25 protein-coding genes and 1 pseudogene are annotated in these 25693 nt (G+C 71.3%); 8 read left to right on the forward strand and 18 right to left on the reverse strand.

The window, feature by feature from the left end:
• Window positions 1-42: 42 nt before the first annotated feature.
• From AC0NH5_RS04600 to AC0NH5_RS04610, 3 genes and pseudogenes are all read left to right on the forward strand, one after another.
• A complete protein-coding gene (locus AC0NH5_RS04600) occupies window positions 43-2322 on the forward strand; it encodes a serine/threonine-protein kinase (protein ID WP_474400257.1) in 2280 nt (759 codons plus the stop codon).
• 65 nt (window positions 2323-2387) lie between these two features.
• A complete protein-coding gene (locus AC0NH5_RS04605) occupies window positions 2388-2840 on the forward strand; it encodes an HAD family hydrolase (protein ID WP_474400258.1) in 453 nt (150 codons plus the stop codon).
• Between the two features lie 15 nt (window positions 2841-2855).
• Window positions 2856-3137: pseudogene (locus AC0NH5_RS04610) on the forward strand (HAD family hydrolase); the annotation flags it as partial.
• Between the two features lie 69 nt (window positions 3138-3206).
• On the opposite strand, the gene AC0NH5_RS04615 reads toward AC0NH5_RS04610, so the two are convergent.
• The 5 genes from AC0NH5_RS04615 to AC0NH5_RS04635 all read right to left on the reverse strand — a co-directional run bounded on the left by AC0NH5_RS04615 (window position 3207) and on the right by AC0NH5_RS04635 (window position 9815).
• Window positions 3207-3797 (reverse strand): GTP-binding protein, encoded by a 591-nt coding sequence (locus tag AC0NH5_RS04615; protein WP_203725129.1) that lies wholly within the window; start codon window positions 3795-3797, stop codon window positions 3207-3209.
• Window position 3798: 1 nt separating this feature from the next.
• On the reverse strand, window positions 3799-4179 hold the full coding sequence (locus tag AC0NH5_RS04620; protein ID WP_474400369.1) for a DUF742 domain-containing protein: 381 nt from the start codon (window positions 4177-4179) through the stop codon (window positions 3799-3801).
• Between the two features lie 132 nt (window positions 4180-4311).
• Window positions 4312-4716 (reverse strand): roadblock/LC7 domain-containing protein, encoded by a 405-nt coding sequence (locus tag AC0NH5_RS04625; RefSeq protein WP_014447580.1) that lies wholly within the window; start codon window positions 4714-4716, stop codon window positions 4312-4314.
• Entirely contained in the window at window positions 4713-8255 is a 3543-nt protein-coding gene (locus AC0NH5_RS04630) for a sensor histidine kinase (protein ID WP_474400260.1), read from the reverse strand. The genes AC0NH5_RS04625 and AC0NH5_RS04630 overlap by 4 nt, the downstream gene beginning before the upstream one ends.
• A 438-nt stretch (window positions 8256-8693) precedes the next feature.
• Entirely contained in the window at window positions 8694-9815 is a 1122-nt protein-coding gene (locus AC0NH5_RS04635) for an adenosine deaminase (protein ID WP_474400262.1), read from the reverse strand.
• Window positions 9816-9841: 26 nt separating this feature from the next.
• Here AC0NH5_RS04635 and AC0NH5_RS04640 point away from each other — a divergent pair, with 26 nt between their 5' ends.
• Entirely contained in the window at window positions 9842-10726 is an 885-nt protein-coding gene (locus AC0NH5_RS04640; protein ID WP_474400263.1) for a putative RNA methyltransferase, read from the forward strand.
• Window positions 10727-10867: 141 nt separating this feature from the next.
• On the opposite strand, the gene AC0NH5_RS04645 is transcribed toward AC0NH5_RS04640, so the two are convergent.
• From AC0NH5_RS04645 to trpS, 12 genes are all read right to left on the reverse strand, one after another.
• On the reverse strand, window positions 10868-11548 hold the full coding sequence (locus AC0NH5_RS04645; protein ID WP_474400265.1) for a DUF4272 domain-containing protein: 681 nt from the start codon (window positions 11546-11548) through the stop codon (window positions 10868-10870).
• 6 nt (window positions 11549-11554) lie between these two features.
• Window positions 11555-12832 (reverse strand): thymidine phosphorylase, encoded by a 1278-nt coding sequence (locus tag AC0NH5_RS04650; RefSeq protein ID WP_474400267.1) that lies wholly within the window; start codon window positions 12830-12832, stop codon window positions 11555-11557.
• Entirely contained in the window at window positions 12829-13539 is a 711-nt protein-coding gene (locus AC0NH5_RS04655) for a cytidine deaminase (protein ID WP_474400269.1), read from the reverse strand. The genes AC0NH5_RS04650 and AC0NH5_RS04655 overlap by 4 nt, the downstream gene beginning before the upstream one ends.
• 31 nt (window positions 13540-13570) lie before the next feature.
• Complete coding sequence (locus AC0NH5_RS04660) at window positions 13571-14839, reverse strand: ABC transporter permease (protein WP_474400271.1); 1269 nt, start codon at window positions 14837-14839, stop codon at window positions 13571-13573.
• 5 nt (window positions 14840-14844) lie between these two features.
• A complete protein-coding gene (locus tag AC0NH5_RS04665; protein ID WP_474400272.1) occupies window positions 14845-16110 on the reverse strand; it encodes an ABC transporter permease in 1266 nt (421 codons plus the stop codon).
• On the reverse strand, window positions 16107-17693 hold the full coding sequence (locus tag AC0NH5_RS04670) for an ABC transporter ATP-binding protein (RefSeq protein ID WP_474400273.1): 1587 nt from the start codon (window positions 17691-17693) through the stop codon (window positions 16107-16109). Before AC0NH5_RS04670 ends, AC0NH5_RS04665 begins: the two co-directional genes overlap by 4 nt.
• Before the next feature lie 48 nt (window positions 17694-17741).
• Window positions 17742-18833 carry a BMP family lipoprotein gene (locus AC0NH5_RS04675; RefSeq protein ID WP_474400274.1) on the reverse strand — a complete coding sequence of 364 codons (1092 nt, stop codon included), beginning with the start codon at window positions 18831-18833 and terminating at the stop codon, window positions 17742-17744.
• Window positions 18834-19040: 207 nt separating this feature from the next.
• Complete coding sequence (locus AC0NH5_RS04680) at window positions 19041-19277, reverse strand: SCO4848 family membrane protein (protein ID WP_474400276.1); 237 nt, start codon at window positions 19275-19277, stop codon at window positions 19041-19043.
• A gap of 21 nt (window positions 19278-19298) precedes the next feature.
• Window positions 19299-19667, reverse strand: coding sequence for a hypothetical protein (locus AC0NH5_RS04685; protein WP_474400277.1), 369 nt, complete (start codon window positions 19665-19667; stop codon window positions 19299-19301).
• A gap of 7 nt (window positions 19668-19674) precedes the next feature.
• Window positions 19675-20595, reverse strand: coding sequence for a YihY/virulence factor BrkB family protein (locus AC0NH5_RS04690; RefSeq protein WP_474400278.1), 921 nt, complete (start codon window positions 20593-20595; stop codon window positions 19675-19677).
• A 56-nt stretch (window positions 20596-20651) separates the two neighbouring features.
• Complete coding sequence (locus AC0NH5_RS04695; RefSeq protein ID WP_474400280.1) at window positions 20652-21188, reverse strand: 2'-5' RNA ligase family protein; 537 nt, start codon at window positions 21186-21188, stop codon at window positions 20652-20654.
• A gap of 4 nt (window positions 21189-21192) precedes the next feature.
• Window positions 21193-22218: a tryptophan--tRNA ligase gene (trpS, locus tag AC0NH5_RS04700; protein ID WP_474400281.1), complete on the reverse strand. Its 1026-nt coding sequence runs from the start codon at window positions 22216-22218 to the stop codon at window positions 21193-21195.
• Between the two features lie 77 nt (window positions 22219-22295).
• Between trpS and galE the strand changes: the two genes are divergently transcribed.
• The 4 genes from galE to AC0NH5_RS04720 all read left to right on the forward strand — a co-directional run bounded on the left by galE (window position 22296) and on the right by AC0NH5_RS04720 (window position 25599).
• The gene (galE, locus tag AC0NH5_RS04705) at window positions 22296-23324 is read left to right on the forward strand and encodes a UDP-glucose 4-epimerase GalE (protein ID WP_474400283.1); all 1029 of its coding nucleotides are present in this window, start codon (window positions 22296-22298) and stop codon (window positions 23322-23324) included.
• Window positions 23321-24463: a galactokinase gene (gene galK / locus AC0NH5_RS04710; protein ID WP_474400285.1), complete on the forward strand. Its 1143-nt coding sequence runs from the start codon at window positions 23321-23323 to the stop codon at window positions 24461-24463. The genes galE and galK overlap by 4 nt, the downstream gene beginning before the upstream one ends.
• A 36-nt stretch (window positions 24464-24499) precedes the next feature.
• Entirely contained in the window at window positions 24500-24697 is a 198-nt protein-coding gene (locus tag AC0NH5_RS04715) for a hypothetical protein (protein WP_474400287.1), read from the forward strand.
• An 89-nt stretch (window positions 24698-24786) separates the two neighbouring features.
• On the forward strand, window positions 24787-25599 hold the full coding sequence (locus AC0NH5_RS04720; protein ID WP_474400288.1) for an ATP-binding protein: 813 nt from the start codon (window positions 24787-24789) through the stop codon (window positions 25597-25599).
• A 7-nt stretch (window positions 25600-25606) separates the two neighbouring features.
• Here AC0NH5_RS04720 and AC0NH5_RS04725 read toward each other — a convergent pair.
• Window positions 25607-25693: elongation factor 1-alpha C-terminal domain-related protein (locus AC0NH5_RS04725; RefSeq protein ID WP_474400371.1), on the reverse strand; the 87-nt coding region annotated here is incomplete at its 5' end.

Here is a 25693-nt window from a genome sequence, read left to right on the forward strand (position 1 = left end):
TGGCCACAGAGAAGCAGCAGTCCCGGGGAGGAGGACGACGCCGTGGCGCTCGTGCGCGTTTACTGCGGTCTGGCGTCGGCTGATGACGCGGTGCGATCGGCCTCGGCCGCGCCACTGACCATCGCCGTGGTGGACGACGCAGGCCGGCTGCTCGGCCTTCACGAGGTCAGCGACGACCCGGGCGGCTACGCCCAGCTGGGCACGCTGCTCGTGGAACGGACGACCGGCTTCACCGACGCGGCGATCGCCGCCGACAGCGACGACCACGTGGTCACCTCGCTGCTGACCGCGGCCGGCCGGCCGCTGGTGGTGGTCGACGACGACGACGCGGACGACTTCGCCGAGCGCTTCGCCGACGACGACTCCCCCGAGGAGATGCAGGCGCCCGCCGCCGCCCGGCGTGCGGTGGGCCTGGCCCGTGCGCTCCAGGCCGGCGCGATCGCCGCGGTGACCCTGCCCACTCCCCGGGACCTGGTCAGCTACAAGCCCGTCCTCGCCGCGCACGTGGCGATGCTGAACGGCCGGGACGCGGCCGCCTCCGCGCTGCGTGAGGTGTTGCGCGAGCTCTACCCGGCCGCCCTCCGGGCGTACCCGGACCCCGCACACCACCTCGCGCTGGCCGTCCTCGACGCGCTGCCCGAGCCGGGCCGGCTCACCGGCCGGGGCGACCCGGCGGACACCGCCCACGACGTCGCGGCGGAGCTCACCCGCGCCGGCGCGGGCACCGAGGACGAGGTCATCGCCGCGGTCACCGCGCTGCAGGTCGCGATCAGCGAGTCGCCGCGGCGCGGTGGCGTCAACAAGTCGCTGGCCCCGGCCGCCGCCGAGGCGGTCCGGCAGTCCATCGCTGCCGTCCGCTCGTGCGACGCCGCCTGCACCGCCCTGGTCGGCACCCTCAGCGCGCGGGCCACCCCGCAGTCCAGCACGCCGAACGTGGGCCGTCGCTCTGCAGCCCGCCGGTCCGCCGAGCCCGCAGCGGCGCCCGTCCCGGTGCTGCCCAACAACGACAGCTCGCGCTTCGGCCGCCGCAGTCGCCCCGAACCGGCCACCACCGGCGCCGGCCCGGCCACCCCACGGCCGATGACCGCACCGCCGACCGCTCCGGACCCGATCGGCCCGCCCCCGGTGGCACCGGCCGCGGCCAACGGCCTGCCCGGCCGCGCCGGTCCGGGCAACCGCCCGGTCTCGGTGCCGCCGCCTCCGCCCGGCATGACCCCGATCACCCCGGGGACCCGCCCGGTCCCGTCCACCCGGACGCCGCTCTCGCCGGGATCGGTGCCGCCGGTCACCCGGACGCCGCTCTCGCCGGGATCGGTGCCGCCGATATCCCGCACGCCCGCTTCCCCTGGATCCGTGCCGCCGCTCTCGCGGACGCCCGGTGCGCCCGGCTCGGTGCCTCCGGGCGGGCGGAACAGCACTCCGGCCGACGCCGGTGAGCCGTTCCGGCCCACCATCACCAACGCCGAGATCACCCGGGCGCGGGCCGAGCGTCAGCGCACGGTCATCCCGCCCCGCCCGACCACCCGGCAGCCGTCCACGGCCACCGGCACGAGCACCGGCGCGACCGACTACAGCCTGCCGATGCCCACCCAGCGGCCGGCGCAGGAGACCCCCGAGCCCGGCTCGCGGGCCAACTGGCCGCTGCTCAACAGCGGCGACGACGCCGCGGCGCCCGCCGCCTCGGTCAGTTCCCCGCCCGCAACCGGTCGGGTCAAGCCCCCTTGGCAGGACATGCCGAAGGAGCCGCCCTCGCTGCGGCTGATCGAGGGACGGGACTCCGGTCTGGAGCCGATCGGTGGCCCGCCGCCGCTGCGTGTGATCGACGGCGACAGCCGCGCCAACGCGAACAAGCTCACCGCACTCGACCGCAGCACCACCCCGCCGGTCCCGGTCGACGGCAACGACGGCGACCTGCTGATCTTCGCCGCGGCCCGGTCCGCCTGGTTCACCGGCCCCAAGGAGCCGGAGCGCCCCGACTGGGCCAACCCCAACGACAGCGGCTGGCGCGCGGCGGAGAAGGCGGCCACCCCGGCCGTGGCCGCCGAGACCTCGGCCGGCCTGCCGAAGCGGGTCCCCCAGGCCAACCTGGTGCCCGGATCGCCGCTGCGCGACGAGCGCCCGCTGCGGATCGTGCGGGACGCCGCGTCGATCGCCGCCCACACCACGGGGTATTTCCGGGGCTGGCGGCGCGGGCAGGAGATCGGCGGGTTCGCGATGGGCGGCCGGCCGGGACGGGAAGCCGCAGGCGGCTGGGACTTCACCCGGGACGGTCAGCCGTCGGACGAATACCGGAACAACAACGCCACGTACGGCGGGCGCTGAGCGATCAGCCGGCCGAAAGCGGCGCAGTGATGTGGCAAGGGCCGCGACCCGAGGGGTCGCGGCCCTTGCGCGTGCCTGACGCCTGCGGCATGCGGGCCATCGTCCTCGACTTCTTCGGTACGCTCACCGACCCGTCCGCCGAGGTGCTGCGGGCGCGGGCGTTCGCCGCCACGGCAGAGGTGCTCGGTGTGCCGGCCGACCGGTTCGGCGCGGCGATGGCGGGCAGTTTTCCGCAGCGGGTGGTGGGGGCGCTCGGCGACACCGCTGCAACGCTCCGGGAGATCGCCCGCCGGTGCGGGGCCGATCCGGACGAGACGCGGCTCGCCGCCGCTGTGCGGAGCCACCACGCGGGGGCTGAGCGGGTCCGTGTACCCCGGGACGGCGCCCTGGCAACCCTCGGGCGGCTCCGGAGCGACGGATACCTTCTGGGGCTTCTCAGCGACTGTTCGAGTGAGCTGTGCGAGGCGTGGGCGGAGACGCCGTACGCCGCCCGGATCGACGTGCCGGTCTTCTCGTGACGGGAAGGGCGCCGTAAGCCTGATCCGCGGCTCTACGCGACCGTGGCGGCCCGGCTGGGCGTGGCACCCGGGGAATGCTGGTTCGTCGGGGACGGCGGAAGCCGGGAGCATGCCGGCGCCCGGGCAGCCGGTATGCGACCGGTGCTGGTCACCAACGCCGGTCATCCGGGGGCGCACGACCTCCGCGACGATCCGGACCCTTACCTGCCGGACCTGGCCGTCGACGAGCTCGCCGAGCTGTCCGGTCTGCTGAGCCGGCCCTACGCCCCGGAACGCCCCAGCGAAGCGATCAACTGACGCAGAGTAGTCGAACCTGGACGCGCGAAAGCCCCGCTCCGGCCTGCGGAGCGGGGCTTCACCTGTTCGTCAGGCGGGCGCTACCGCGCGCGTGCGACGCATCGTCAACACGTACTCAACCAGCGAGATGAGGACGTTCTTCGTCGACTCACGGTTGCGGGCGTCGCAGCTCACGACGGGCACGTCGCTCGAGATCGCCAAGGCGTCCCGCACGTCCTGCGCGTTGTGGTACTGCATGCCGTCGAAGCAGTTTATCGCCACGAGGTACGGCAGGCGCCGGTGCTCGAAGAAGTCGATCGCGGCGAAGCAGTCGGCGAGCCGACGCGTGTCCACCATGACGACTGCCCCGATGGCGCCGCGCACCAACTCGTCCCACATGAACCAGAATCGTGTCTGGCCCGGGGTTCCGAACAGATAGAGGATCAGGTCGCGATCGATGCTGATCCGGCCGAAGTCCATGGCCACAGTGGTGGTCATCTTGCCCGGCACCTGCCGATTGTCATCGACACCCACACCGGCCGAGGTCATGATCGCCTCAGTGGTCAGCGGGGTGATCTCCGAGACCGAACCCACGAGCGTCGTCTTACCGACGCCGAAGCCACCGGCGATGACAATCTTCGCCGATGTCACGCGTCCGCCAGCGGCGGGACGGTGCGACATGTCAGAGCCTGCGAAGTCCACTCAGCACCCTTTCCAGCAGTTCCGTGCCTACCGCGTCGGTCTCGTCTTCGAGCGAGGTGGGCTCGTACACCGCAACCAGACCATCAGTGGCCATGTCAGCGACGATCACACGTGCCACACCGAGCGGCAGTTGCATGCGTGCGGCGATCTCGGCAAGGGACTGAACGCGCCCCCCGTCGCACATCGCCGCGATGTACTGATGCTCGCTTCCACCCTGCCCGCCGCGGATCATTCCGGAACGGCCGCGCACGGTTGTCTCGACCAGCGCTTCCAGCGCTATCTCAAGTTTCGGCCGGGTCCGACCGCGGGTCACGGCATACGGCCTGACCAGCGCGCCAGTCGGCTCATCGCGTTCAGGCATCGTCACCGTCAACCCCTCCCTCGGTCCCTCGAAGTGTATTGGTTGTCAAAGTTAGTGCCAGTAGCCGGCTGGAGCGTACCCGCGGCGCGAAACCGCAGGCAAACCCCCGGTTGGTGCCGGCCCGCCGTCTTTTCAGCCCAGCACGCCGGCCGCGGAGCGCGGCGCGGGGGTCAGGGCCTCACCGACACGGTCGACCAGGAGCGCCATCTCGTAGCCCACCTGCCCGACGTCACAGCTGCGAGCCGCGAGCACCGCGAAGGATGATCCGTCGGAGATGGACATCAGGAACAAGAATCCGTTGTCCATCTCGACGACCGTCTGGAGGACGGCACCGCCCTCGAAGCATCGGGCGGCGCCCTGGGTCAGGCTTACCAGGCCGGACGCGATGGCCGCCAACTGATCGGCACGGTCCCGCGGAAGGTCCCGCGAGGCCGCGAGGAGCAGGCCATCGGCGGAGACCGCGATCGCGTGCGCAACCCCGGGAACGCGGTCGGCGAAGTTGGCCAGAAGCCAACCGAGATCCTGCGTAGATGTCATGCCTCATGCTCCTTGCCAGCCTGCGAGGGCTGCTGCCCTCCCGGAGTCTCCTCCAGGTTGGTCGATTGTTCCTTGGTGCGACCGCGCTGCACACCCCGGTGGTACGCGGAGAGAAGACCGCGGACACCTTCGGGGGTACGACGTTGGACGGAGGTACCGCCCCGGTCAACACCGCCGGGGACGAGTTGCGCCATTGGTGTGCGCTTCGGCAGGCCTGACGTGGTGGTGACCTCGACCGGCGCCTCGGCAGCCTTGCGGGCCGCCTGCCAGCCGTCGTCAGCCGCGGTACGCCACGAGTTGGAGCCCGACGCACCGTTGCCGTTGCCATTGCCGTTGCTGTAGGAACCGGCCGCGGCCGGAGCCCCGACCGGAGCCGGGTCGCGCGTCTCGGGAGACGCGGCCTGCTGCGGCACACCCGCGGTCCGGACCGGCTCGCCGGTCGGGATCCGCTGGGAGACGACCGACTCCTCGCCCGCTCCGGTGACCGTGGTCCGCGCCGCCGGCTCGTCGCGAGCGGTGGTGAACCAGGCCGACTCGAGCTCCCGGAAGATCGGCAGCTCCATCGTCTCGTCGGCGAACGGGACCGCACCCTCCTGGTGGGCCGACGCCTGCGCCGCGGCGATCTGTGCGGCGGCGGCGGCCTGCGCCTCCTGGGCGGCGGCCACCTCGGCACCGGACGGCACCGCCGGGGCCGGGGCCGGCACGGGGGCCGTCTGCGGGTTGGTGGGCGGAGCCACCTTGGGCTGCGGCTCGTAGTTGTCCGGCCGGTAGCGCGGCAGCTCGGCGGTCATGTCAAGAGCCGCGGCCAGGTTTTCCGGCACGTGTGGGGTCGCGCCCGTCTCACGCTCGGCGGCGACCGGCGGCCAGGCCGGCGGCGCCGAGGCGAAGGGGGTGCGCTGGTCCATCGGCGGGCTCGAGGCCGGAGCCGCCGAGACCGGGTTGTTCGGAGCCGCGGAAACCGGCGGTGCGGAGACCGGAGGCGCGGAGACCGGAGGTGCCGAGACCGGCGGAACCGGCGGGGCCGACACCGGCGGCATGAAGTTGCGGCTCTGGCTCTCCGGGTTGGCCGGGAGCTGGCGCGGGATCGTCGCACCGTAGCCGTTGCTCTCGCCGTCGGGCCGCGGCAGGTCGCCGCCGCGCCGCTGGGCGAGGTCGTCGAGACCGGAGAAGCCCTGCGGTCCGGACGGGAGCGGCGGGATGAGCTCGTTGCTGCGCGGGCCGTGGAAGCCGTTGGACGAACCGTTGCCGCCGCCGTTGAGGCCGCCGCCACCGCCGTTGCGGCCACCACCGTTGAGGCCGCCGCCGTTCATGCCACCGAATCCGGGAGGCGCGGCGCCGGTCAGGTCGGACCAGGCCGGCACGGAGCCGTTGCTGCCGTTGGTCATCGGCTCGAACGGCCGGCCGCCGCCACCACCGTTGCCACCAAAGCCACCCTGACCGCTTTCCAGGGCGAGCGGCTCGCTGTAGGCCGGGATCGCGGACGGTGCGGACGGCGCGTTGGGGTCGCCGTAGACACCGTGCATGCGGGCCGAGGCCGCGGCGGCCAGCACCGAGACGGGCAGGCCCACCTCGGCGACGGTGCCGCGCTCACGGTCGGCCGGCCGCAGCTCGACGCGGACGCCGTGCCTGTTGGCCAGCCGGGCGACCACGACGAGGCCCATCATCCGGGAGACGGCGACGTCCACCGTGGGCGGGTTGGCCAGCCGCTCGTTGAGGTCGCGCAGCTGCTCGCGGCTGATGCCGATGCCGTGGTCCTCGACGGTGAGCAGCGCGTTCTCGCCGACCCGGCGCGCCTCGACGAGGACGTTCGAGTTCGGCGGGGAGAACGCGGTCGCGTTGTCGAAGAGCTCGGCGACCAGGTGGACCATGTCGTTGACGGCGTGCGCCGCGACCTCGATGTCCCGGTCGATGACGCCGAACTCGATGCGGGTGTAGTGCTCGACCTCGGACTGCGCGGCACGCAGCACGTCGATCAGAGCGGCCGGCTCCCGCTGCACACGGGTCGAGTCGGCACCGGCGAGGACCAGGAGGTTCTCGTCGTTACGCCGCATTCGGGTGGCCAGGTGGTCGAGCTGGAAGAGCTCGGCCAGCCGGTCCGGGTCCTCCTCGCCGCGCTCCAGCCGGTCCAGGTGACCGATGAGCCGGTCGACCAGGATCTGCGAACGGCGGGCCAGGTTGACGAACATCGTCGCGACGGAGGCACGGAGTGCGGCCTGCTCGGCGGCGGTCCGCACCGCCTCGAGGTGAACCGCGTTGAACGCCTCGGTCACCTGCCCGAACTCGTCCCGGCTGCGGACCGGGAGTGGCTCGGCGATCTGGTCGGCCACCTGCGCCGGGGTGAGCGACGCGGAGAGCGCCGGGTCACGCAGCCGGCTCACCGCGTGCGGGAGGCCGAACTGTGCCACCGCGAGTGCGCCCTGGCGGAGCTCACGCAGCGAGCGGGCCATCGAGCGTGCGACGAGCCAGGCGAAGAGGATGGCCAGCAGCAGCATGCCGAGCAGCACGCTGGTCTCCAGGAAGACCTGCTGGTTGGTCTCGTCGCGCAGGTCGGTGGCCTGGGCCACGATCTGCTCGTCGAACTGTGTCTCGACGGTGCGGAACAGGTCGTTGTAACCGCTCATCGCTTCTTCCCACCCGTTGGTGGTCAGGAAGTCGAGGCGATCGGTGTTGCCCGGCTGCAGCGCCGTGAGCGGGATGGTGAGGTTCGTCGCGGCCCGTTCTTTCGGGCCCTGCACGGTGTTCGCGAACGTCTGCTTCTCGGTGTCGGTGCCGACCGCCTGCAGAGTGTCCTGCGCCAGCGAGTAACCGACCTGGGTCCGGACGAAGGCGTTCTTGAGACCGGCGGCGAAGTTCTTCTCGGCCATGACCTCGTGGCCGATGAACCGCTGTTGCGCGATGAAGTCCTTGGACCGGGCGACCGCGGCCACCACACGCAGCCGGTCGCTCAGGTCGGGGTTGATCGCCAGTTGGGCCGAGATGTCGCGGACCTGGAGCAGGTCGTCGATGAGAGCGGTGTAGGTGCTCTCGACGGTGTCGGCGCCGGGGTCCTTGCCGTCGGTCTTGCCGACCTTGCTCCGGAACGACGGCAGGTCCACCAGGTTGCGGTCGAGGCGCAGCAGCAGGATCCGGACGTTCTCCGGAACGTCCTCCAGGGAGCCCTTCTGCTGAACATACGGCGCCTTGGCCGCGTCGACGTCACCGTGCTCGTCGTTGTAGAGCTTCTCGGCGTTGTCGAACGCACCCTGGTCCCCGGAGGCCTTGGAGAGCGCCATCATCATGCCGTAGGTCCGCTCGGCCTGGAGGTGGTCGACGAGACCACCGGCCGTCTGGGACAGCACCGAGAGGGTCCGGGCGCGCTCCGCGTTGCTGGCCTCCGCGATGTGGTCCACGAGGCCGTTGACGCCAACGATGATCGTCGCCACGGTCGGGACCAACATGATCAAGCCAAGCTTCGACCAGATTGGTAGGTCTCGCAGCCGACCAGCGGGTCGGCGCAGACGCGACATGACGCCGTTCGCCGTGTCGGGGCGCTTGCTCACGTCACCGTCCTCCTGATTCGGGCCCGGCATTCGGCTCGCCGGGCACCGCGCACGGCCGACTCGCCGGGTCGGGCCCCCGAGATTCCATCACGACAAGTGTCAAAGAGAAAGGGCAGCCGGACACGGACCGGTTGTGTGACGCGATGTTGCAACATCGAAGTTGGACATCGCCGGTCCATAATCACTGCCTGTAGAAGCGCACATCTCTCAAGGTCACTCACCCGGTCGGCACGGCTTGGGGGGTGGATGCTGGCCGACCGGGTCCCGATCGTAGTCGATCGCGTTGGATACGACGATGGCTCGTGTTCCGGCGATCGGCAAGGCGAGATGCCGGATTCTGCCGACTCTGCAGGCGGCAGTCTAACCGAACGGTGGAGCCCGGAAGCCTGACAGTCGATTTCTTTTGACGTACGTTCGCCTTTATCCCAGAAAAGGGACTTAACCCAACAACTTGGCGTACGCCGGCTTGATGACCTCGTTGATGAGCACCAATCGCTCGTCGTACGGGATGAACGCCGACTTCATGGCGTTGATCGTGAGCCACTGCAGCTCCATCCAGCCCCAGCCGAACGCCTCGCAGAGCAGCGTCATCTCCCGGGACATCGAGGTGCCGCTCATCAGGCGGTTGTCGGTGTTGACCGTGACCCGGAAGCGGAGATCGTGCAGCAACTTGATCGGATGCTCGGCGATCGACGGGGCGGCGCCGGTCTGCACATTGGACGACGGGCAGAGCTCGAGCGGGATCCGCTTGTCCCGGACGTAGGCCGCGAGACGGCCCAGCACCGGCGGCGCGGACTGGGTGCCGCCGGTCGCGGTGGCCGCGCTCGGGCCGGCCGCCCCGGCGGCGATGTCGTCGACGATGCGCACGCCGTGCCCGAGCCGGTCGGCGCCGCACCACTGGATGGCCTGCCAGATCGACGGCAGCCCGAACGCCTCGCCGGCGTGGATGGTGAAGTGGAAGTTCTCCCGCTGCAGGTACTCGAAGGCGTCGAGGTGGCGGGTGGGCGGGAAGCCGGCCTCCGCGCCGGCGATGTCGAAGCCGACCACGCCCGTGTCGCGGAACCTGACGGCCAGCTCGGCGATCTCCTGGGAGCGCGCGGCGTGCCGCATCGCGGTGAGCAGCGTGCCGATCCGGATCGGGGTGCCGGCGGCGGCCGCCTCGGTGCAGCCCTCGCGGAACCCGGCGTGCACTGCCTCGACCACCTGGTCCAGCGTCAGGCCGCGCTCCAGGTGCTGCTCGGGCGCATAACGCACCTCGGCGTAGACGACGCCGTCGGCGGCCAGGTCCAGCGCGCACTCCTTGGCCACCCGGTGCAGGCCGGCCTCGGTCTGCATGACCGCCACGGTGTGCGCGAAGGTCTCCAGGTACCGTTCCAGCGAGCCGGAGTCGGCCGCCGCGACGAACCACTCGCCGAGCCGCTCCGGGTCCCGGGTGGGCAGTTCGTGATCGACGTCGGCGGCGAGTTCCACGACGGTGGCCGGCCGCAGACCGCCGTCCAGGTGGTCGTGGAGAAGAGCCTTCGGTGCCTTGACGATGTCCGGGTGCGCGATGCCAGCCATCAGAAGAGCCTAGAGGGAAGCCCCCGATGATCGACGGCGCAATTCCGTATCTGCGGTGCCCGGTGTGCCGGGAGCAGCTCACCCGCGTGGACCGGGCCCTGCGCTGTGCCCGGCGGCACAGCTTCGACATGGCGAGGCAGGGGTACGCGGACCTGAGTGCCGGGCGCCTGCCGCACACCGGTGACTCGGCCGAGATGGTGGCCGACCGCGAAGCGTTCCTGGCCGCCGGCCATTACGGCTTCATCGCGGAGGCGCTGGCCGAGCACGGAACCCTGGCCGAGCCCGCAGACGATGACGGCAGGCCGGGGTACGGCGGGCTGCAGGACGGCGGGCTCGTCGTGGACGCCGGCACCGGGACCGGCGACTACCTGGCCCACGTCCTGGACTCCGCGCCGGCGGCCGTCGGGCTCGGTCTGGACGTCTCCAAGGCCGCCCTGCGCCGGGCCGCCCGCGCGCATCCCCGGGCCGCCGCCGTGCTGACCGACCTGTGGCGTCCGCTGCCGATCGCCGACGGCGCCGCCCACCTGATCCTGAACGTCTTCGCCCCGCGCAACGGCCCGGAGTTCCACCGTGTGCTGCGCCCCGGCGGGCTGCTGCTGGTGGTCACCCCCGCCGCCGACCACCTGCACGAGCTGGTCACCGCACACGACCTGATCCGGGTCGACCCGGCGAAGGCGGAACGGGTCGCGGATAGCCTCGGCGACCGGTTCACGCAGGTGGCGGGGACCGAGCTCCGGCGCACGCTGACGCTGACGGCCACCGAGGCGCGCACGTTGGTCGGCATGACGCCGAGCGCGCGGCACGTTCAGGCGGAGACGCTGCCCACAGCGGGACTCACGGTGACTGCCGCGGTCGATCTGGCGGTCCATCAACCCCGATCTTCGCGGGTACGGGTGAACGACGAAGCCTGAGTGGCAGCTCCGCCCGGCGGTCGCGGCACAGGCGTGACCCGGGCAGCCGGTCGCGCGGACCGGGCAGAGCCCCGTGGTTCGGCGGGACCCGCCGGCTCGTACAAGAAGAAGAGATCTGAGGGTGCCGGAAGCACCCCGCTCTCACACCGAGAGATCGACCTCTTCCCACTCCGGCGGCTTCTCGTGGTAGGGCCCCTGGAAGACGACCGCCCATTCCAGGGCCCACCGGCGCTGGCCGATGGCGTTGCTGTCCACCTCGCCGGGCAGCGGGCGACCGTGCCGCTCCGCCTCCTGATAGGCCCAGTCCAGGCAGTAGTAGAGGTCGAGCAGGACGGCGGCCTCGATCGGGTCGCGGGTCGCCACCAGCGAGCGGGACCGCCAGCTGGCGAACGACTCACCGGCCGGGAGGTCCGGCATCTGGTTCATCAGGCGTTCGTCGGGCGGCACCGTGGGATCCAGGTGCCGGCTCAGGCCGAGCAGCCAGCCCAGGGCGAAGACGGCGTCGTGGTGCAGCACGAACGAGCGGTGGTCGCCTTTCGCGCCGATCACGAACTGCCACTCCGGCGGGGTGACGAACTCGACCAGGTGCGAGGCGAGCAGCCAGCTCATCGCCGCCTCGGTGGGCATGCCGAAGCAGCGGGCCACGACCACGTGCAGGACCGTGGCGCGGGCCTCCAGCTCGGCGACCGGGCGCAGCTCGACGGTGTCGCCCGCCTCCCAGACCAGCGGGAACGCCAGTGGCGGCAGGGGCAGCCCGAGCCGCGCGAGCTCGTCGAGGCTGGCCTCGCGAACCGCGCGGGGATCCGGAGCGGCCTTCGTCATGGTCGGTCAGGCTATGCGGTCCAGCAGAAGGCTGACAGGGGAGGTCGGCCCGGTGCCGACGACGACCGCGGCGGCGGCCTCGTCGCGGGCCACCGGGATCCGTGACTCGTCGTCGGCGCGCAGCTCCAGCAGCACGTCACCGGCCCGGACCCGGTCGCCGGGACGCACCTTGAGCTGCACGCCGGCGCCGTAGCTGACCGGGTCCTCCTTGCGGGCCCGGCCGGCGCCGAGACGCCAGGCCGCGATGCCCGCGCCGAAGGCGTCGATCGACTGGACCACGCCGTCCTCGGTCGCCCGCAGCACCTCGGTGTGCGCCGCGGTGGGCAACGGCGCGTCCGGGTCGCCGCCCTGCGCGCGGATCATCGCCCGCCAGGTGTCCATCGCCTTGCCGGAGGCCAGCGCCTTCTCCGGGTCGGCGTCGACGCCCGCGGCGGCCAGCATCTCGCGGGCCAGTGCCAGGGTCAGTTCGACCACGTCGGCCGGCCCGCCGCCGGCGAGCACCTCGACCGACTCGGCGACCTCGTTGGCATTGCCGATCGCGAGGCCGAGCGGGGTGCTCATGTCGGTGAGCAGGGCCACCGTCGTGACACCGGAGTCCTGGCCGAGCCGCACCATGGTCCGGGCCAGCTCGCGCGCCTGCTCCAGGTCCTTCATGAAGGCGCCGGAGCCGACCTTGACGTCCAGCACGAGCGCGCCGGTGCCCTCGGCGATCTTCTTGCTCATGATCGAGCTGGCGATCAGCGGGATGGCCTCGACGGTGCCGGTGACGTCGCGCAGGGCGTAGAGCTTGCGGTCGGCCGGGGCCAGGCCCTCACCGGCCGCGCAGATCACCGCGCCGATGTCCTGCAGCTGGCTCTTGAACTCGTCGTTGCTCAACCGGGCCCGCCAGCCGGGGATCGACTCCAGCTTGTCCAGGGTGCCGCCGGTGTGGCCCAGCCCGCGCCCGGAGAGCTGGGGCACGGCCACCCCGCACGCGGCGACCAGCGGGGTCAGCGGCAGGGTGATCTTGTCGCCGACGCCGCCGGTGGAGTGTTTGTCGGCGGTCGGCCGGGACACCGAGGAGAGGTCCAGCCGCTCGCCACTGGCGATCATCGCGGCGGTCCACCGGGCTATCTCGGCGGGCGTCATGCCCCGGAGCAGGATCGCCATCGCCAGCGCGGACATCTGCTCGTCGGCGACGATCCCCCGGGTGTACGCGTCGACCACCCAGTCGATCTGCGCGTCGGAGAGCGTGTGGCCGTCCCGCTTGGCGCGGATCACGTCCACCGCGGCGAACCCACTCACTGTGCCTCCCAGCGCTGCGGAATGCCCTCGGGCAGGTCGCCCTCACCGGCCCAGGAGAGTCCCCCCTCGGCGTCCACCACCACGACCCGGGGGCTGCGGACCAGTCCCCAGGCCACGGCGGCGGCCGCGGCCGGGAAGTTCGGGCCCTCCTCGAGGATGCCCTTCTCGTCGGCGGTGCCGGGCTCACCCGACGAACGTTCCCAGTAGCCGGTCCAGATCGTCTCGCCGCCGGACATGTCCGGGTGGACGAAGACCGTGCCCCGGCCGCGCCACTTGGCCAGCTCGGCGGGCACCTCGGCGCCGCCGGCCGGGCCGGTGACCCGCTCCATGTCCTCGTAACCGAACGCGTGCGGCAGCAACTCGGTCATCCGCAGCGGCCGCGGCAGCGCCTCGACCAGAAGCTCCGGGCCGCCGTGCTCCCAGAGCAGCTGGCGGCACCGGCCGCAGGGCATCAGCGGCGCGCCGGTGGCATCCACGCAGGAGATCGCCACCAGGCGCCCGCCGCCGGTCGCGTGCAGCGAGCTGACCAGCCCGCACTCGGCGCACAGGGTCATGCCCAGCGAAGCGTTCTCGACGTTGCAGCCGACCACGACCCGGCCGTCGTCGACGAGCCCGGCCACGCCGACCGGGAAGTCGGAAACAGGGACGTAGGCGCGCCGCATCGTGTCGATGGCGGTGGCGCGCAGCCCCGCCCAGTCGATCTCCATGGTTCCGATTCTGCCGTACGACGTGGGGTGATCAGCTCTTGACGTAGGGAAGACCGTCCGCCGCCGGCGCACGGACCCGGCCCACCAGGCCGGCCACCGCGACGATGGTGGCGAGGTACGGCAGCATGTTCAGGAACTGGCTGGGCACCGGGCTGCCGACGGCGCTCAGATAGGTCGCCAGTTTCTGGGCGAACCCGAAGAAGAGCGCCGCGCCGAGCGCCCCGAACGGGGAGTACCGCCCGAAGATCAGCGCAGCGAGCGCGATGAATCCGGCGCCGGCCGTCATGTTCTTGGTGAAGCTGCCGGTCGCGACCAGCGTGAAGTACGCCCCGCCGAGTCCGGCGACCACGCCGCCGAGCAGCACGTTGGTGTACCGCAGGCCGCGGACCCGGACGCCGACGGTGTCCGCCGCGGTGGGGTGCTCGCCGACCGCCCGGGTCCGCAGGCCCCAGCGGGTCCGGCTGAGCCCGAAGTGGATGGCCACCACCAGGAGCAGCGCGACCCAGAGCAGCAGGTTCGCCTCGAACAGCACCGGCCCGACCACCGGGATGTCGGCCAGCCCGGGGATACGCCAGGTGGGCATCTGCGGCGGGGTGTTGTAGCTCTGCGCGTCGGGCTGCATCAGCCGCTCGTAGAGGAAGCCGGTGATGCCGAGCGCGAAGAGGTTGAGCACCATGCCGACCACGGTCTGGTCGACGAGGTACCGGATGGAGAGCACGGCCAGGATCGCGGCGATGATCACGCCGCCCACCGCGGCACTGATCAGACCGGCCCAGACGCTGCCGGCCATGGTGCCGATCAGCGCGCCGGCGAACGCGCCCATCAGGAACTGGCCCTCGATCGCCACGTTGACCACTCCGGAGCGCTCGCCGAGCACACCGGCGAGCGCGCCGAGGATCAGCGGGAGCGCCAGCTGGAACGTGCCGCTCGTGGTGTCCACCAGCGGCAGGAACTTGCCCGCCACCTGCCAGCAGAGGAAGGACAGGACGAAGGCGAGGATGCCGAGCGCGAGCAGAGCGTTCTGCCGGCGCCGGGCCAGCCCGGCGACAAGCACACCGCCGGCGGCCACGGTCAGGATGCCGAAGAGCACGGCGCCGAACTGGCCGTTGATCGACAGTGCAGCGCCCTCGGCGTCCTCGCTCAGGGTGAAACGGGCTGCCTCGCTGGGCGCGAGCGCACCGAAGAGGACGGTGGCCAGCAGGCCGATGATGATCAGACCCAGGCCGAGGCGGCGCTGCCGGGTCCAGAACGGCTCCGGAGCGGCGACCGCGGCCGGCTCCTCCACAGTCGTGGTCGACATGTCTTTCAGCCCTTCGCCAGGGTGACGCCGGCACGCAGGTTGCGGGTGGCACGCAGTCGGAAGATCGCCTTCACCAGGGCAGGGGCGGCGATGAAGATGACGATCAGGGCCTGCAGCACGGTGACCAGCTCCAGGGAGATGCCGGAGAAGGACTGCATCCGGTTGCCGCCGGCCCGCAATGCGCCGAACAGCAGCGCGGCGAAGAACGTGCTCCACGGCTTGTTGCGGCCCAGCAGCGCGACCAGCAGCCCGTCGAAGCCGATGTTGCCGGCCACCGCGGGAGTGAGCGCGTGCGCCGTGCCGAGCACCTGGGTGGCGCCGCCGAGACCGGCCAGGGCACCGGCCACGGCCATCAGCAACGCGTACGTCCGGGCCGGGCTGATGCCGGCGGTCCGGGCGGCGTGCGGGTTGGCGCCCACGGCCCGCACCTCGAAGCCGAACGCCGAGCGGTTCAGCAGCCAGGCGACACCGGCCGTGGCCGCCAGCGCGAACAGGATGCCGAGGTGCACCCGGAGCACACCGCCGAACGAGGGCAGCATCGCGCTCTCGGCGACCGCCTTGCTGATCGCGTCGGTCCGGCCCGGGTCCTGGATGCCGTTCTGCAGCACCAGCCAGGACAGGAAGAGACCGGCCGTGTAGTTGAGCATGATCGTGGTGATCACCTCGTGGGCCCCGGTGCGGGCCTTCAGGATGCCCGGGATGAAGCCCCAGATCGCGCCGCCGATCGCGCCGGCGAGCAGCGCGACCAGCATGTTGACCACGAGCGGCAGGCCGAACGAGAAGCCGACCACGCCGGCCGTGATGCAGCCGAGCACCGCCTGGCCCTGGGCGCCGATGTTGAACAGACCGCCGCGGAACGCCAGCGCCACCGACAGGCCGGTGAAGACCAGCGGCGCCGCGTAGGTGAGCGTCTCGGAGAGCGGGGCCAGCGCGTCCTGCCAGGTGCCGGTGCCGGAGAACCACGCCGAGTACGCCGCCGGGTCGCCGAGCGCGCCCTTGAGCAGGTTCGAGTACGCCGTGACGATCAGGTCCCAGCTCGCCGTCAGCGCGTCGGCCGGGCGTGCGGTGAAGTAGGCGAACTTGGCCAGCACCGCCGAGTCGGAGACGACGATGAGCACGGCGCCGATCACGACGGCCAGCGCGAACGACAGCAGGGTGACCGTGACGGTGTTGGCCGACCACAGGTTGCGGACGAAGTGAGCGAGGAAGGAGTCCTCGTCCGGTTTGCGCGGCGGGGCCGGCGCCTCCCCGGTGGTGGTCTCGGCGCTCACTTCGATTCCTCTTCTCCGCCGGTGATACCGGCCATCAGCAGACCGATCTCCTCACGGGGGGTGTCCGGGGAGACGATGGCCAGGATCCGTCCGCGGTACATCACCGCGACCCGGTCCGCGAGCCCGACCACCTCGTCGAGCTCGCTGGAGACCAGCAGTACCGCGGTGCCCTGGTCACGCTCGTGGATGATCCGGCTGTGGATGAACTCGATCGAGCCGACGTCCACGCCTCTGGTGGGCTGCGACGCGATGAACAGGCGCAGCGGGCGGGACATCTCCCGGGCCACCACGACCTTCTGCTGGTTGCCGCCGGACAGGGTGCCGACCGGGGTCTCCGGCGACTGGCACCGGATGTCGAACTGGGCGACCCGTTCGCGGGCCGACTCGGCGACCTTGCCGGGGTCGACGCGGAAGGCGTTGCCGTACGGCTCGTGGTCGTACATGTCCAGGACCAGGTTCTCGGCGACCGAGAACTCCTTCACCACGCCGTCGTGGCTGCGGTCCTCGGGGATGTAGCCGACGCCCGCCCGCAGGATCCGCTTGGTGGTCAGGCCGGACAGGTCCTCGCCGTCCAGCTCGACCGTGCCGGCGCGCACCTCGCGCAGCCCCATCACGGCCTCGACCAGCTCTTCCTGACCGTTGCCCTGGACGCCGGCGATGCCGAGCACCTCACCGGCGCGCACCACCAGGTCGAGGCCGTCGACCGCGCGGCTGGCGCGGTCGTCGTCGACGACCAGACCGGAGATGGTCAGGACGTCCCGGCCCGGCTCGGCCGGCGTCTTGCTGACCTCGAGGCTGACCGCACGGCCGACCATCAGGGCGGCCAGCTCGTCCTCACTGGTCTGCGGTGAGGCCGAGCCGACCACCTGACCGCGGCGGATGACGGTGATCCGGTCGGCGATCGACCGGACCTCCTTGAGCTTGTGGGTGATGAAGACGATCGACTTGCCCATCCCGGTGAGCGAGCGCATCACCGTGAGCAGTTCCTCGGTCTCCTGCGGGGTCAGCACCGCGGTCGGCTCGTCCAGGATGAGCAGGTCGACGTCGCGGGTGAGCGCCTTGACGATCTCCACCCGCTGCTGCGCGCCGACGGGCAGGTCCTCCACCAGCGCGTCCGGGTCGACCGGCAGGCCGTAACGCTTCGAGGTCTCGAGCACGTCGCGGCGCGAGCGGCTGCGGTCCAGCCAGCCGAGCGGCCCGCCGCGGACCTCCTCGTGGCCGAGCGCGATGTTCTCCGCGACGGTGAAGACGGGCACCAGCATGAAGTGCTGGTGGACCATGCCGATGCCGGCCGCGATGGCGTCCCGGGGGCTGCGGAAGACCCGCGGCTCGTCGTTGACGACGATCTGGCCCTCGTCCGGCTGGAGCAGGCCGTAGAGCTGGTTCATCAACGTCGACTTGCCCGCGCCGTTCTCGCCCAGCAGGGCGTGCACCTCGCCGGGCTCGACGGTGATGTCGATGTGGTCGTTGGCCACCAGGTCGCCGAAGCGCTTGGTGATGCCGCGCAGTTCCAGTTTCAGCGGAATCTCCCGGAGTCGGTCCCTGGCCTGGTGGACGGTCAATGCGAGCCGCCGCGCGGCCACAGGTCAGGTCCTGCGGCCGAGCGGCGGCCAGATGTTACTACCGACGGGTCACTTCGGCGCGCTGGGCGACTCGGCCTTGACCTTGCCGGAGACGATGTCCGTCTTCAGCGTGTCGATCTCGGTCTTCAGTGCGGCGTCGACCTTCGAGTCGAACTGGTTGTACGGAGCGAGAGAGACCCCGTCGTTCTCCAGGGTGCCGAGGTAACCCGGGGTGGCGGCGAGCGCCTCACCCTTCGCGCCCTTGACCACGGCCTGGTGGACGGCCTCGGTGATGTTCTTGACCACGGTGGTCAGGAACACGTCGCAGTACTGCTCGGCACTCTTGCAGCCGTCCTGGTCGACCCAGATGACCGAGAGCTTGCCGGACGAGTCCTTGGCGACCTGGGCGGTGCCCAGACCGGTGCCGCCGGCGACCGGCATGACCACGTCAGCGCCCTGGGAGACCAGGGTCTGGGTGATGGTCTTGCCCTTGTTCTGGTCGATGAAGCTCTCCGCGAAGGTGCCGTTCTGGGCCGCCTTGTCCCAGCCGATCACCTTGACGCTCTTGCCCTTGACGGTGTTGTAGTGCGCCACACCGTCGGCGAAGCCGTCCATGAAGATGGTCACCGGCGGGATCTTCAGACCGCCGTAGGTGCCCACCGTGCCGGACTTCGAGTAACCCGCGGCCAGGTAGCCCGCGAGGAACGCGGCCTGGTGCGTGGCGAACTGCATCGGGTAGACGTTGGGCCCGGTGCTGCCGCTGTCCACGATGCCGAACTGCGAGTCGGCGCTCTCGCCCGCGACCTTCTTGGTGACGTCGCCCATCAGGCCGCCGACGGCCAGGATGAAGTTGCACTTCTGGGTCACGTAACCGCGCAGGCCGGGCTCGTAGTCGGCCTCCGACGACGACGCCGTGTACTTCGTCGTGATGTTGCTGGCCTCGGCCTTGGCCGCCTCGAGGCCGGCCCAGGCGGAGGCGTTGAACGACTTGTCGTCGATGCCACCGAGGTCGGTGACCATGCAGGCCGAATATGCAGCGGCCGCGCTGCTGCCACTACCCGGGGTGGTCTCTTCCGGGGCGTCGCCACACGCGGCGGCGGCGAGCGTCAGCCCACCCGCCGCGAGAATCGCCAGGATCCGCTTCCCACGTACTGGGCGCAAGACGCCCTCCTTCCAGTGCTCACCGAATTTGCACGGTGAATCTCAGGTCGGCAGCGTAGCGTCGCCTAAACGCCTCGTCAGGGGATCGTTCCGGACTGTTCGCGCACCGTTACCTGGTTGCAATCGCAGGTCCCGGCCCCGGCACCGCTTTGTGTCAGCCTGTCCGGGCGATGCAGATCACTACGGCGACGTACATCACGGGAGAAGTCAGGCGCGATCCGCCCGGGACGCCCGCCAGGCGCGCACACCGAGGACACCCACCGTGGTGCCGACGGCCAGCGAGGCCAGGATCAGCAGAGCGTGCACCCAGAGGAACGAGGTGGGCGCCCCGCCGGCGAACGAGCGGTCGTCCTTCCAGATCGCGACGCCGAACCGCGGCCAGATGACCCAGGTCCACACGCCCACCGCGATGAGGAACGCCGCCCACCGTCTGGAGATCGTCACGCGGCCAGTATCCCAGTGCGCTCAGCGCGTCAGGCCCCCGGCTATCCGGCGCCAGCCGGCCAGCACCTCGGCCGGCTCCGGCGGGCCGCCGGCCTCGGCGGGGACCGCCTCCGCGGCTGGTTCGCCGTCGGCCGGCCCGGTCCTGAGCCGCTCGATCTCCCCGCGGATCGCGTCCACACCGGCCAGCGGCAGCGTCGGCTCCACGACCGCCATCAGGTCGTCGTCGGCCACCACCGCACGGGCCAGGGCGAGGGCGTGGGCCCGCTCGTACGGGCCGAACACCGCCGGGTCCCATCCGGCCTCGTCGTCGAGCGGGCCGATCGTGAGGACCCACGGCAGAGCGACGAGCGGCGAGTCGGGTGGCAGGTGCAGTGTCACGAGGGTGCCCACCGGCTCATCATCGCGGGCGGGCGTGCCTGATCCAGGTGTTTTGTCCTACCGGGGCGGTTTTATCGTCGGCCGAGAGGTCCACCACCCGGCCGTGCGGGCTGGTCGCCGCCCACGCGGCGCCGAACAGCAGCAGCTGGTTGAAGACGTAGAGGTAGACCAGCGCGCCGACGGCCGAGCCGACCAGGCCGTACGCCGGGTTGCGCTCGACCAGCGCGACGAACGACTTGCCCACCGTGTTGAGCAGCATGATCCCGATGCCGACCTGGAGCACCGGCGGGGCCATCCGCCGCGCGGTCATCCGCAGCCGGGGCACCGCGGCCAGCAGCGCGGCCGCGAGCAGCATGTTGACCCCGAGGGTGAGCGCGTAGCTGACGATCGACAGCACCGTCGTGAAGCCGCCGCCGGCCAGCCAGTGCAGCAGCCGCTCCAGGCCGTAGACGGCCAGCTGCGACAGCGCGAGCAGCAGCAGGACGCCGATCAGCACGGTGAGGTCGACCACCTGGCGTACGCCGAAGTAGCCGGGCTGCTCGCGCAACTGCCAGATCAGCCGCTGTGACGAGCGGATCGACTCGACCCAGCCGATGCCGGTGAAGGTCAGGCCCAGAATGCCGACGATGCCGACCGTCCGCTTGCTGTCCAGGATGGCCTGCACGTCGAGGAACGGCAGGTTCTCCCCGAGGAATTCGCCGACCAGGCCGAACAGCTCGACGTTGTTGGTCAGCAGGAAGCCGAAGACCGAGTAGCCGATCAGCAGCAGGGCGAAGATCGCAAAGAAGCCGTAGTAGGCGATCGCCGCCGCGAGCCGGCCGCCCTGCACGTCCTCATAGCGCAGGATCGCCCGGCACAGATGATCGAAGTAGGGCGATCGGTAGCGCAGCGCCATGATCCGGGCGGCACTCGCGTCGTACGCCCGGTCGACTGGATTCACGGGACGACCGTAGCCGACAGCACCGGAATAGTGCGCAAACTCACGGCCGAGGCGGGTCAGCCCCGGCGGCCGCCGAGCACGAAGTCACGGCGTGGCCGCCACGGCCCCTCGCCCCCGTGCGAGAAGAGCGTGAACGCGGCGACCTCGAACCGCGCCGAGAAGCCGGCCAGGTCGTCGAAAACCGCGTCAAGCGCGTCCGGCGGCACGTCCTGTGCCACCGTGACGTGCGGGTGGTACGGGAAGCGGGTGTCCCGCCGCACGTCCTCGGAGCGCAGGATCGCCTCGGCCAGCAGCTCGCACTCGCTGATGCCCATCGCCAGCGTCACGAAGACCACCTCGGTCACCGGGCGGAAGGTGCCGGTGCCGCGCAGGTGGATGGTGAACGGCGGCTGCGCGGACGCGACCGCCTCCAGATGTTTCTCCACCGCCGGCAGCGCGTCGGCGGCCACCTCGGTCGGGCCGAGGAGGGTGACGTGCGCCGGGGTGTAGGCGGCCTGCGGATCACCGGCCTCCGCGCGCCGGCGGGTCAGCACCGAGCCCCAGGGTTCCGGGATGTCGATCGCCACGCCGATGCGCGTAACGCTTTCGGACACCGGCTCAGGCTCCGCGGGCGGGGCTGACGAAACCCACGTTCTGATAGGCGGCGGCGAGGGTGGCCGCGGAGACGGCACGGGCCTTCTCGGCGCCGACGGCGAGGATCTTGTCCATCTGGGCGGGATCGTCGAGGTACGCCCGGGTGCGCTCCTGGATCGGCTTGACGAACTCGACCAGCACCTCGGCGAGATCCTTCTTCAGGTCGCCGTAGCCGCGCCCGTCGTACTCCTCGAGGAGCTCGTCGATGGTCCGCGTGGTGAGCGCCGCGTAGATGGTCAGCAGGTTGCTGATGCCGGGCTTGTTCACCTCGTCGTAGAGGATCTCGCGCCCGGTGTCGGTGACCGCCGACTTGATCTTCTTGGCCGAGCGGGCCGGGTCCTCCAGCAGCTCGATGATGCCGTTCGGCGAGGAGGCCGACTTGGACATCTTGATCGTCGGGTCCTGCAGGTCGGTGATCTTCGCGGTGTCCTTGACGATGTACGCCGAGGGCACGGTGAACGTGGCGCCGAAGCGGGTGTTGAAGCGCTGCGCCAGGTCCCGGGTCAGCTCCAGGTGCTGCCGCTGGTCCTCCCCGACCGGAACCTGGTCGGCCTGATAGAGCAGGATGTCAGCGGCCTGCAGGATCGGGTAGGTGAAGAGGCCGACCGAGGTGCTGTCCTGGCCCGCCTTCGCCGACTTGTCCTTGAACTGCACCATCCGGCCGGCCTCGCCGAAGCCGGTGATGCAGCTCAGCACCCAGCCCAGCTGGGCGTGCTCGGGCACGTGCGACTGGACGAAGAGCGTGCACCGGTCCGGGTCGAGCCCGAGCGCGAGCAACTGGGCCACGGAAAGCCGAGTACGGTTACGGAGAGCGACGGGGTCATGTCCCATGGTGATCGCGTGCAGGTCGACCACGCAATAGAAGGCGTCGTGCGAGTCCTGCATCGCCACCCAGTTGCGGACGGCGCCCAGATAGTTGCCGAGATGGAAGGAATCGGCAGTCGGCTGGATGCCGGAGAGTACACGCGGGCGGCGGGCAACGTCGGACATGGCGCCATTGTGTCAGTCTCGGCCCGCAAACCGTGAACCCCCCACCGGTTCGGGCCGATGTTCGAACCTGTTGACTTATGAGCGGTTTCGGGCAATTCTATGTTTGTCCGGACCGAGGAAAGGGCCTTCTCGTGAAATTGCTCGTCACCGGCGGCGCCGGTTACGTCGGCAGCGTGACCAGCAGGGTACTGCTGGACGCCGGCCACGAGGTCGTCGTGCTGGACAACCTCGCCACCGGCTTCCGGGAGGCGGTCGCCCCCGACGCCACCTTCATCGAGGCGGACATCGCCGACGCCGCCCGGGTGCTCACCCCGGACGCCGGCTTCGACGCGGTGCTGCACTTCGCCGGGCTGATCGCGGCCGGCGAGTCGATGGCCAAGCCCGGGCTCTACTGGCACGAGAACGTGGTCAAGTCGCTCGCGCTGCTGGACGCGATCCGCGCCGCCAAGGTACCGCGAGTGATCTTCTCCTCCACCGCCGCGGTCTACGGCAACCCGGTCGAACTCCCCATCACCGAGTCCTCGATCAAGGCGCCGACCAGCACGTACGGGTCCACCAAGCTGACCTTCGACCTGGCGCTGACCTCCGAGGCCTTCGCGCACGGCCTGGCCGCCGTCTCGCTGCGCTACTTCAACGTGGCCGGCGCGTACATCACCGGCGAGCACGAGATCGGCGAGCGGCACGACCCGGAGACCCACCTCATCCCGATCACCCTGCAGGCGGCGGCCGGCAAGCGGGAGAAGCTGCAGCTCTTCGGCGACGACTACCCCACCGTGGACGGGACCTGCGTCCGCGACTACATCCACGTCGAGGACCTGGCCCGGGCGCACCTGCTCGCGCTCGGCGCCACGGTGGCCGGCGAGCACCGGATCTACAACCTGGGCAACGGCAACGGGTTCTCCAACCGGCAGGTCGTCGAGGCGGCCCGCGAGGTCACCGGCGCGGCCATCCCGGTGGAGATCGCCCCGCGCCGCGACGGCGACCCGGCCACCCTGGTGGCCTCCTCGGCCCGCGCCCGCGAGGAACTGGGCTGGGTGCCGGAGAAGAACACCCTCCAGGCGATGATCGGCGACGCGTGGACCTTCTATCAGAGGCACGTGGCATGACGTTGGTCTCCTCCGCCGAGACGGCGTTCCGCGAGGCGTACGGCGCCCAGCCGGCCGGGCTCTGGGCCGCGCCGGGGCGGGTGAACCTGATCGGCGAGCACACCGACTACAACGACGGCTTCGTGCTGCCGTTCGCCCTGCCGCAGCGCACCGTCGCCGCGGTCGGCCCGGCGCCGGACGGCCGCTGGACGGTCTGCTCGACGCTCGCACCCGAGCCGGTGAGCTTCGGGACCACGGAGCCGGGCGGGGTGACCGGCTGGGGAGCGTACGTCGCCGGGGTGGTCTGGGCCCTCCAGGAGGCCGGTCATGAGGTGCCGCCGGTCCGCATCGCGCTCGCCTCCGACGTGCCCCTCGGCGCCGGCGTCTCCTCGTCGGCCGCGATGGAGTCGGTGGTGCTGACCGCACTGATCGATCTGGGCGGGCTGGACGTGCCGTTGGAGCGGCGCCCGGCGATCGCCCAGCGCGCGGAGAACGTCTATGTGGGGGCGCCGACCGGCATCCTGGACCAGTCCGCGTCGATCCGGTGCCTCGAGGGCCGGGCGCTGTTCCTGGACTGCCGCAGCTACCAGGTCGAGCAGATCCCGTTCGACCTGGCCGCCGAGGACCTGGCCGTCCTGGTGATCAACAGCAACGCGCCGCACCAGCACGTGGACGGCGAGTACGGCGCCCGTCGCAAGTCCTGCGAGGCCTCGGCCGCCGCGCTGGGCGTCGCCGCGCTGCGCGACATCGGCGTGGACGAGCTGGAGTCGGCCCTGCAGCGGCTCGACGACGACGTGATGCGCCGGCGCACCCGGCACATCGTCACCGAGAACCAGCGGGTGCTGGACACCGTCACGCTGCTGCGCTCCGGCCGGGTTCGCGAGATCGGCCCGCTGCTGACCGCCTCGCACGCCTCGATGCGCGACGACTTCGAGATCACGGTGGCGCAGGTGGACGTGGCGGTGGAGGCCGCCCTGGAGTCCGGTGCGTACGGCGCCCGGATGACCGGCGGCGGCTTCGGCGGCTGCGTGCTCGCCCTGGTGGACGCGGACCGTGCCGAGACGACCGCCGCGGCGGTGGCCGCGGCGTACGAGAAGCACGGCTTCACGGCGCCGACCAGCTGGGTGGCGGTGGCCGGGCCGGGCGCCACGAAGCTGTAAGGCTTGACGGGCCCTGCGGCGGGTATGGCGGGTCGTATGACGACCGAGACGAATTCGCCGCAGGAACCCAACGAGTTCGGCTTCGCCGGTGACCCCACCGGGCCGCAGCCGAAGCCCGATGCCGCGTCCCGTGACCGGGCGCAGGGCCAGGAGATCGCCGTACCCGCCGGGGACCTCACCGGCGCCGCGGCCGACGCCATGGAGGAGCGCACCGACCGCGACCGGGGTGCCTAATCCGAGGGGGGTGGTCGGCCTTTCATCCGATCACCCGCAGGAGCGAGACCAGGGGCTGAGCCGCCGATTTCGTGGCTATCGTGGGCAGCATGGGGGTCAGCCCACCGCAACTTCGCGATGACACGGAGCAGAGTGTCAGCGTCCGTCACGACGACGGCGAGGACGCCGCCGTCGCCCTGCTAACCGTCCGCGGTCCCTGGGACGCCCACCTGAGCTACAACGCCTCGACGACGCTGCGCCAGTGCTTCACCGAGCACCCGGACGGGATGATCGTCGACCTGTCCGGCCTGCTCGACCCGGACAGCGCGAGCGCTTCCACGTGGGTGACCGCTCAGCACGTCGCCGCCGGGCTGGAACCGCCGGTGTGCCTGGCGCTCTGCGTTCCACCGGAGCTGCCGCTGGCTGACCGGATGCAAGGCTTGGGCGCCGGTCGTTTCCTCCCGGTCTATGCCAGGGTCCGGCAGGCCCGGGTGGCGCTGGCCGGGCGGATGCCGGGTGCTGAACGGCGCAGCGTGACGCTGCAGCCCGACGTGGACGCCCCGAGCGTGGCCCGCAACCTGGTCAGCGACGCCTGCCTGGCCTGGGGCATGGTCCATCTGCTGCACCCGAGCCGGCTGGTGATCTCGGAGCTGGTGACGAACGCGGTCGAGCACGCCGGCACGACGATCCACGTGATGGTGACCCGTCGCGGTCCGGGCCTGCACCTGTCGGTGGCCGACGGGAGTCCGCGGTTGCCGGAGATGATCCGGCTGGCCTGGCCCCGGCCGGACCTGCCGCTCGACGAGCGCGGGCAGGGACTGCGGGCGGTGCAGGAGACGGCCGCGCGCTGGGGCGCGGTGCCGACCGCGAGCGGAAAGACGGTGTGGGCGACGGTCCGGGGGTCCGAACCGCCGCCCTTCTGAAGCCTGTCTAGCGCGCTTCGATGATCATGCCGGCGGCGACGGTGCGGTTGGTGGTCTCGTCGATCAGGATGAAACCGCCGGTCGTCCGGTTACG

This window comes from Actinoplanes sp. 13, assembly GCF_056134165.1.

Coding starts and splice junctions, on each gene's coding strand:
- trpS (WP_474400281.1), bottom strand. CDS start 22,218: ATGTCCGACGTTGCCCGCCGCCCGCGTGTACTCTCCGGCATCCAGCCG.
- AC0NH5_RS04655 (WP_474400269.1), bottom strand. CDS start 13,539: ATGGAGATCGACTGGGCGGGGCTGCGCGCCACCGCCATCGACACGATG.
- AC0NH5_RS04645 (WP_474400265.1), bottom strand. CDS start 11,548: ATGACGAAGGCCGCTCCGGATCCCCGCGCGGTTCGCGAGGCCAGCCTC.
- galE (WP_474400283.1), top strand. CDS start 22,296: ATGAGCGGTTTCGGGCAATTCTATGTTTGTCCGGACCGAGGAAAGGGC.
- AC0NH5_RS04660 (WP_474400271.1), bottom strand. CDS start 14,839: ATGTCGACCACGACTGTGGAGGAGCCGGCCGCGGTCGCCGCTCCGGAG.
- AC0NH5_RS04625 (WP_014447580.1), bottom strand. CDS start 4,716: ATGACATCTACGCAGGATCTCGGTTGGCTTCTGGCCAACTTCGCCGAC.
- AC0NH5_RS04640 (WP_474400263.1), top strand. CDS start 9,842: ATGATCGACGGCGCAATTCCGTATCTGCGGTGCCCGGTGTGCCGGGAG.
- AC0NH5_RS04720 (WP_474400288.1), top strand. CDS start 24,787: ATGGGGGTCAGCCCACCGCAACTTCGCGATGACACGGAGCAGAGTGTC.
- AC0NH5_RS04715 (WP_474400287.1), top strand. CDS start 24,500: ATGACGACCGAGACGAATTCGCCGCAGGAACCCAACGAGTTCGGCTTC.
- AC0NH5_RS04615 (WP_203725129.1), bottom strand. CDS start 3,797: ATGTCGCACCGTCCCGCCGCTGGCGGACGCGTGACATCGGCGAAGATT.
- galK (WP_474400285.1), top strand. CDS start 23,321: ATGACGTTGGTCTCCTCCGCCGAGACGGCGTTCCGCGAGGCGTACGGC.
- AC0NH5_RS04620 (WP_474400369.1), bottom strand. CDS start 4,179: ATGCCTGAACGCGATGAGCCGACTGGCGCGCTGGTCAGGCCGTATGCC.
- AC0NH5_RS04635 (WP_474400262.1), bottom strand. CDS start 9,815: ATGGCTGGCATCGCGCACCCGGACATCGTCAAGGCACCGAAGGCTCTT.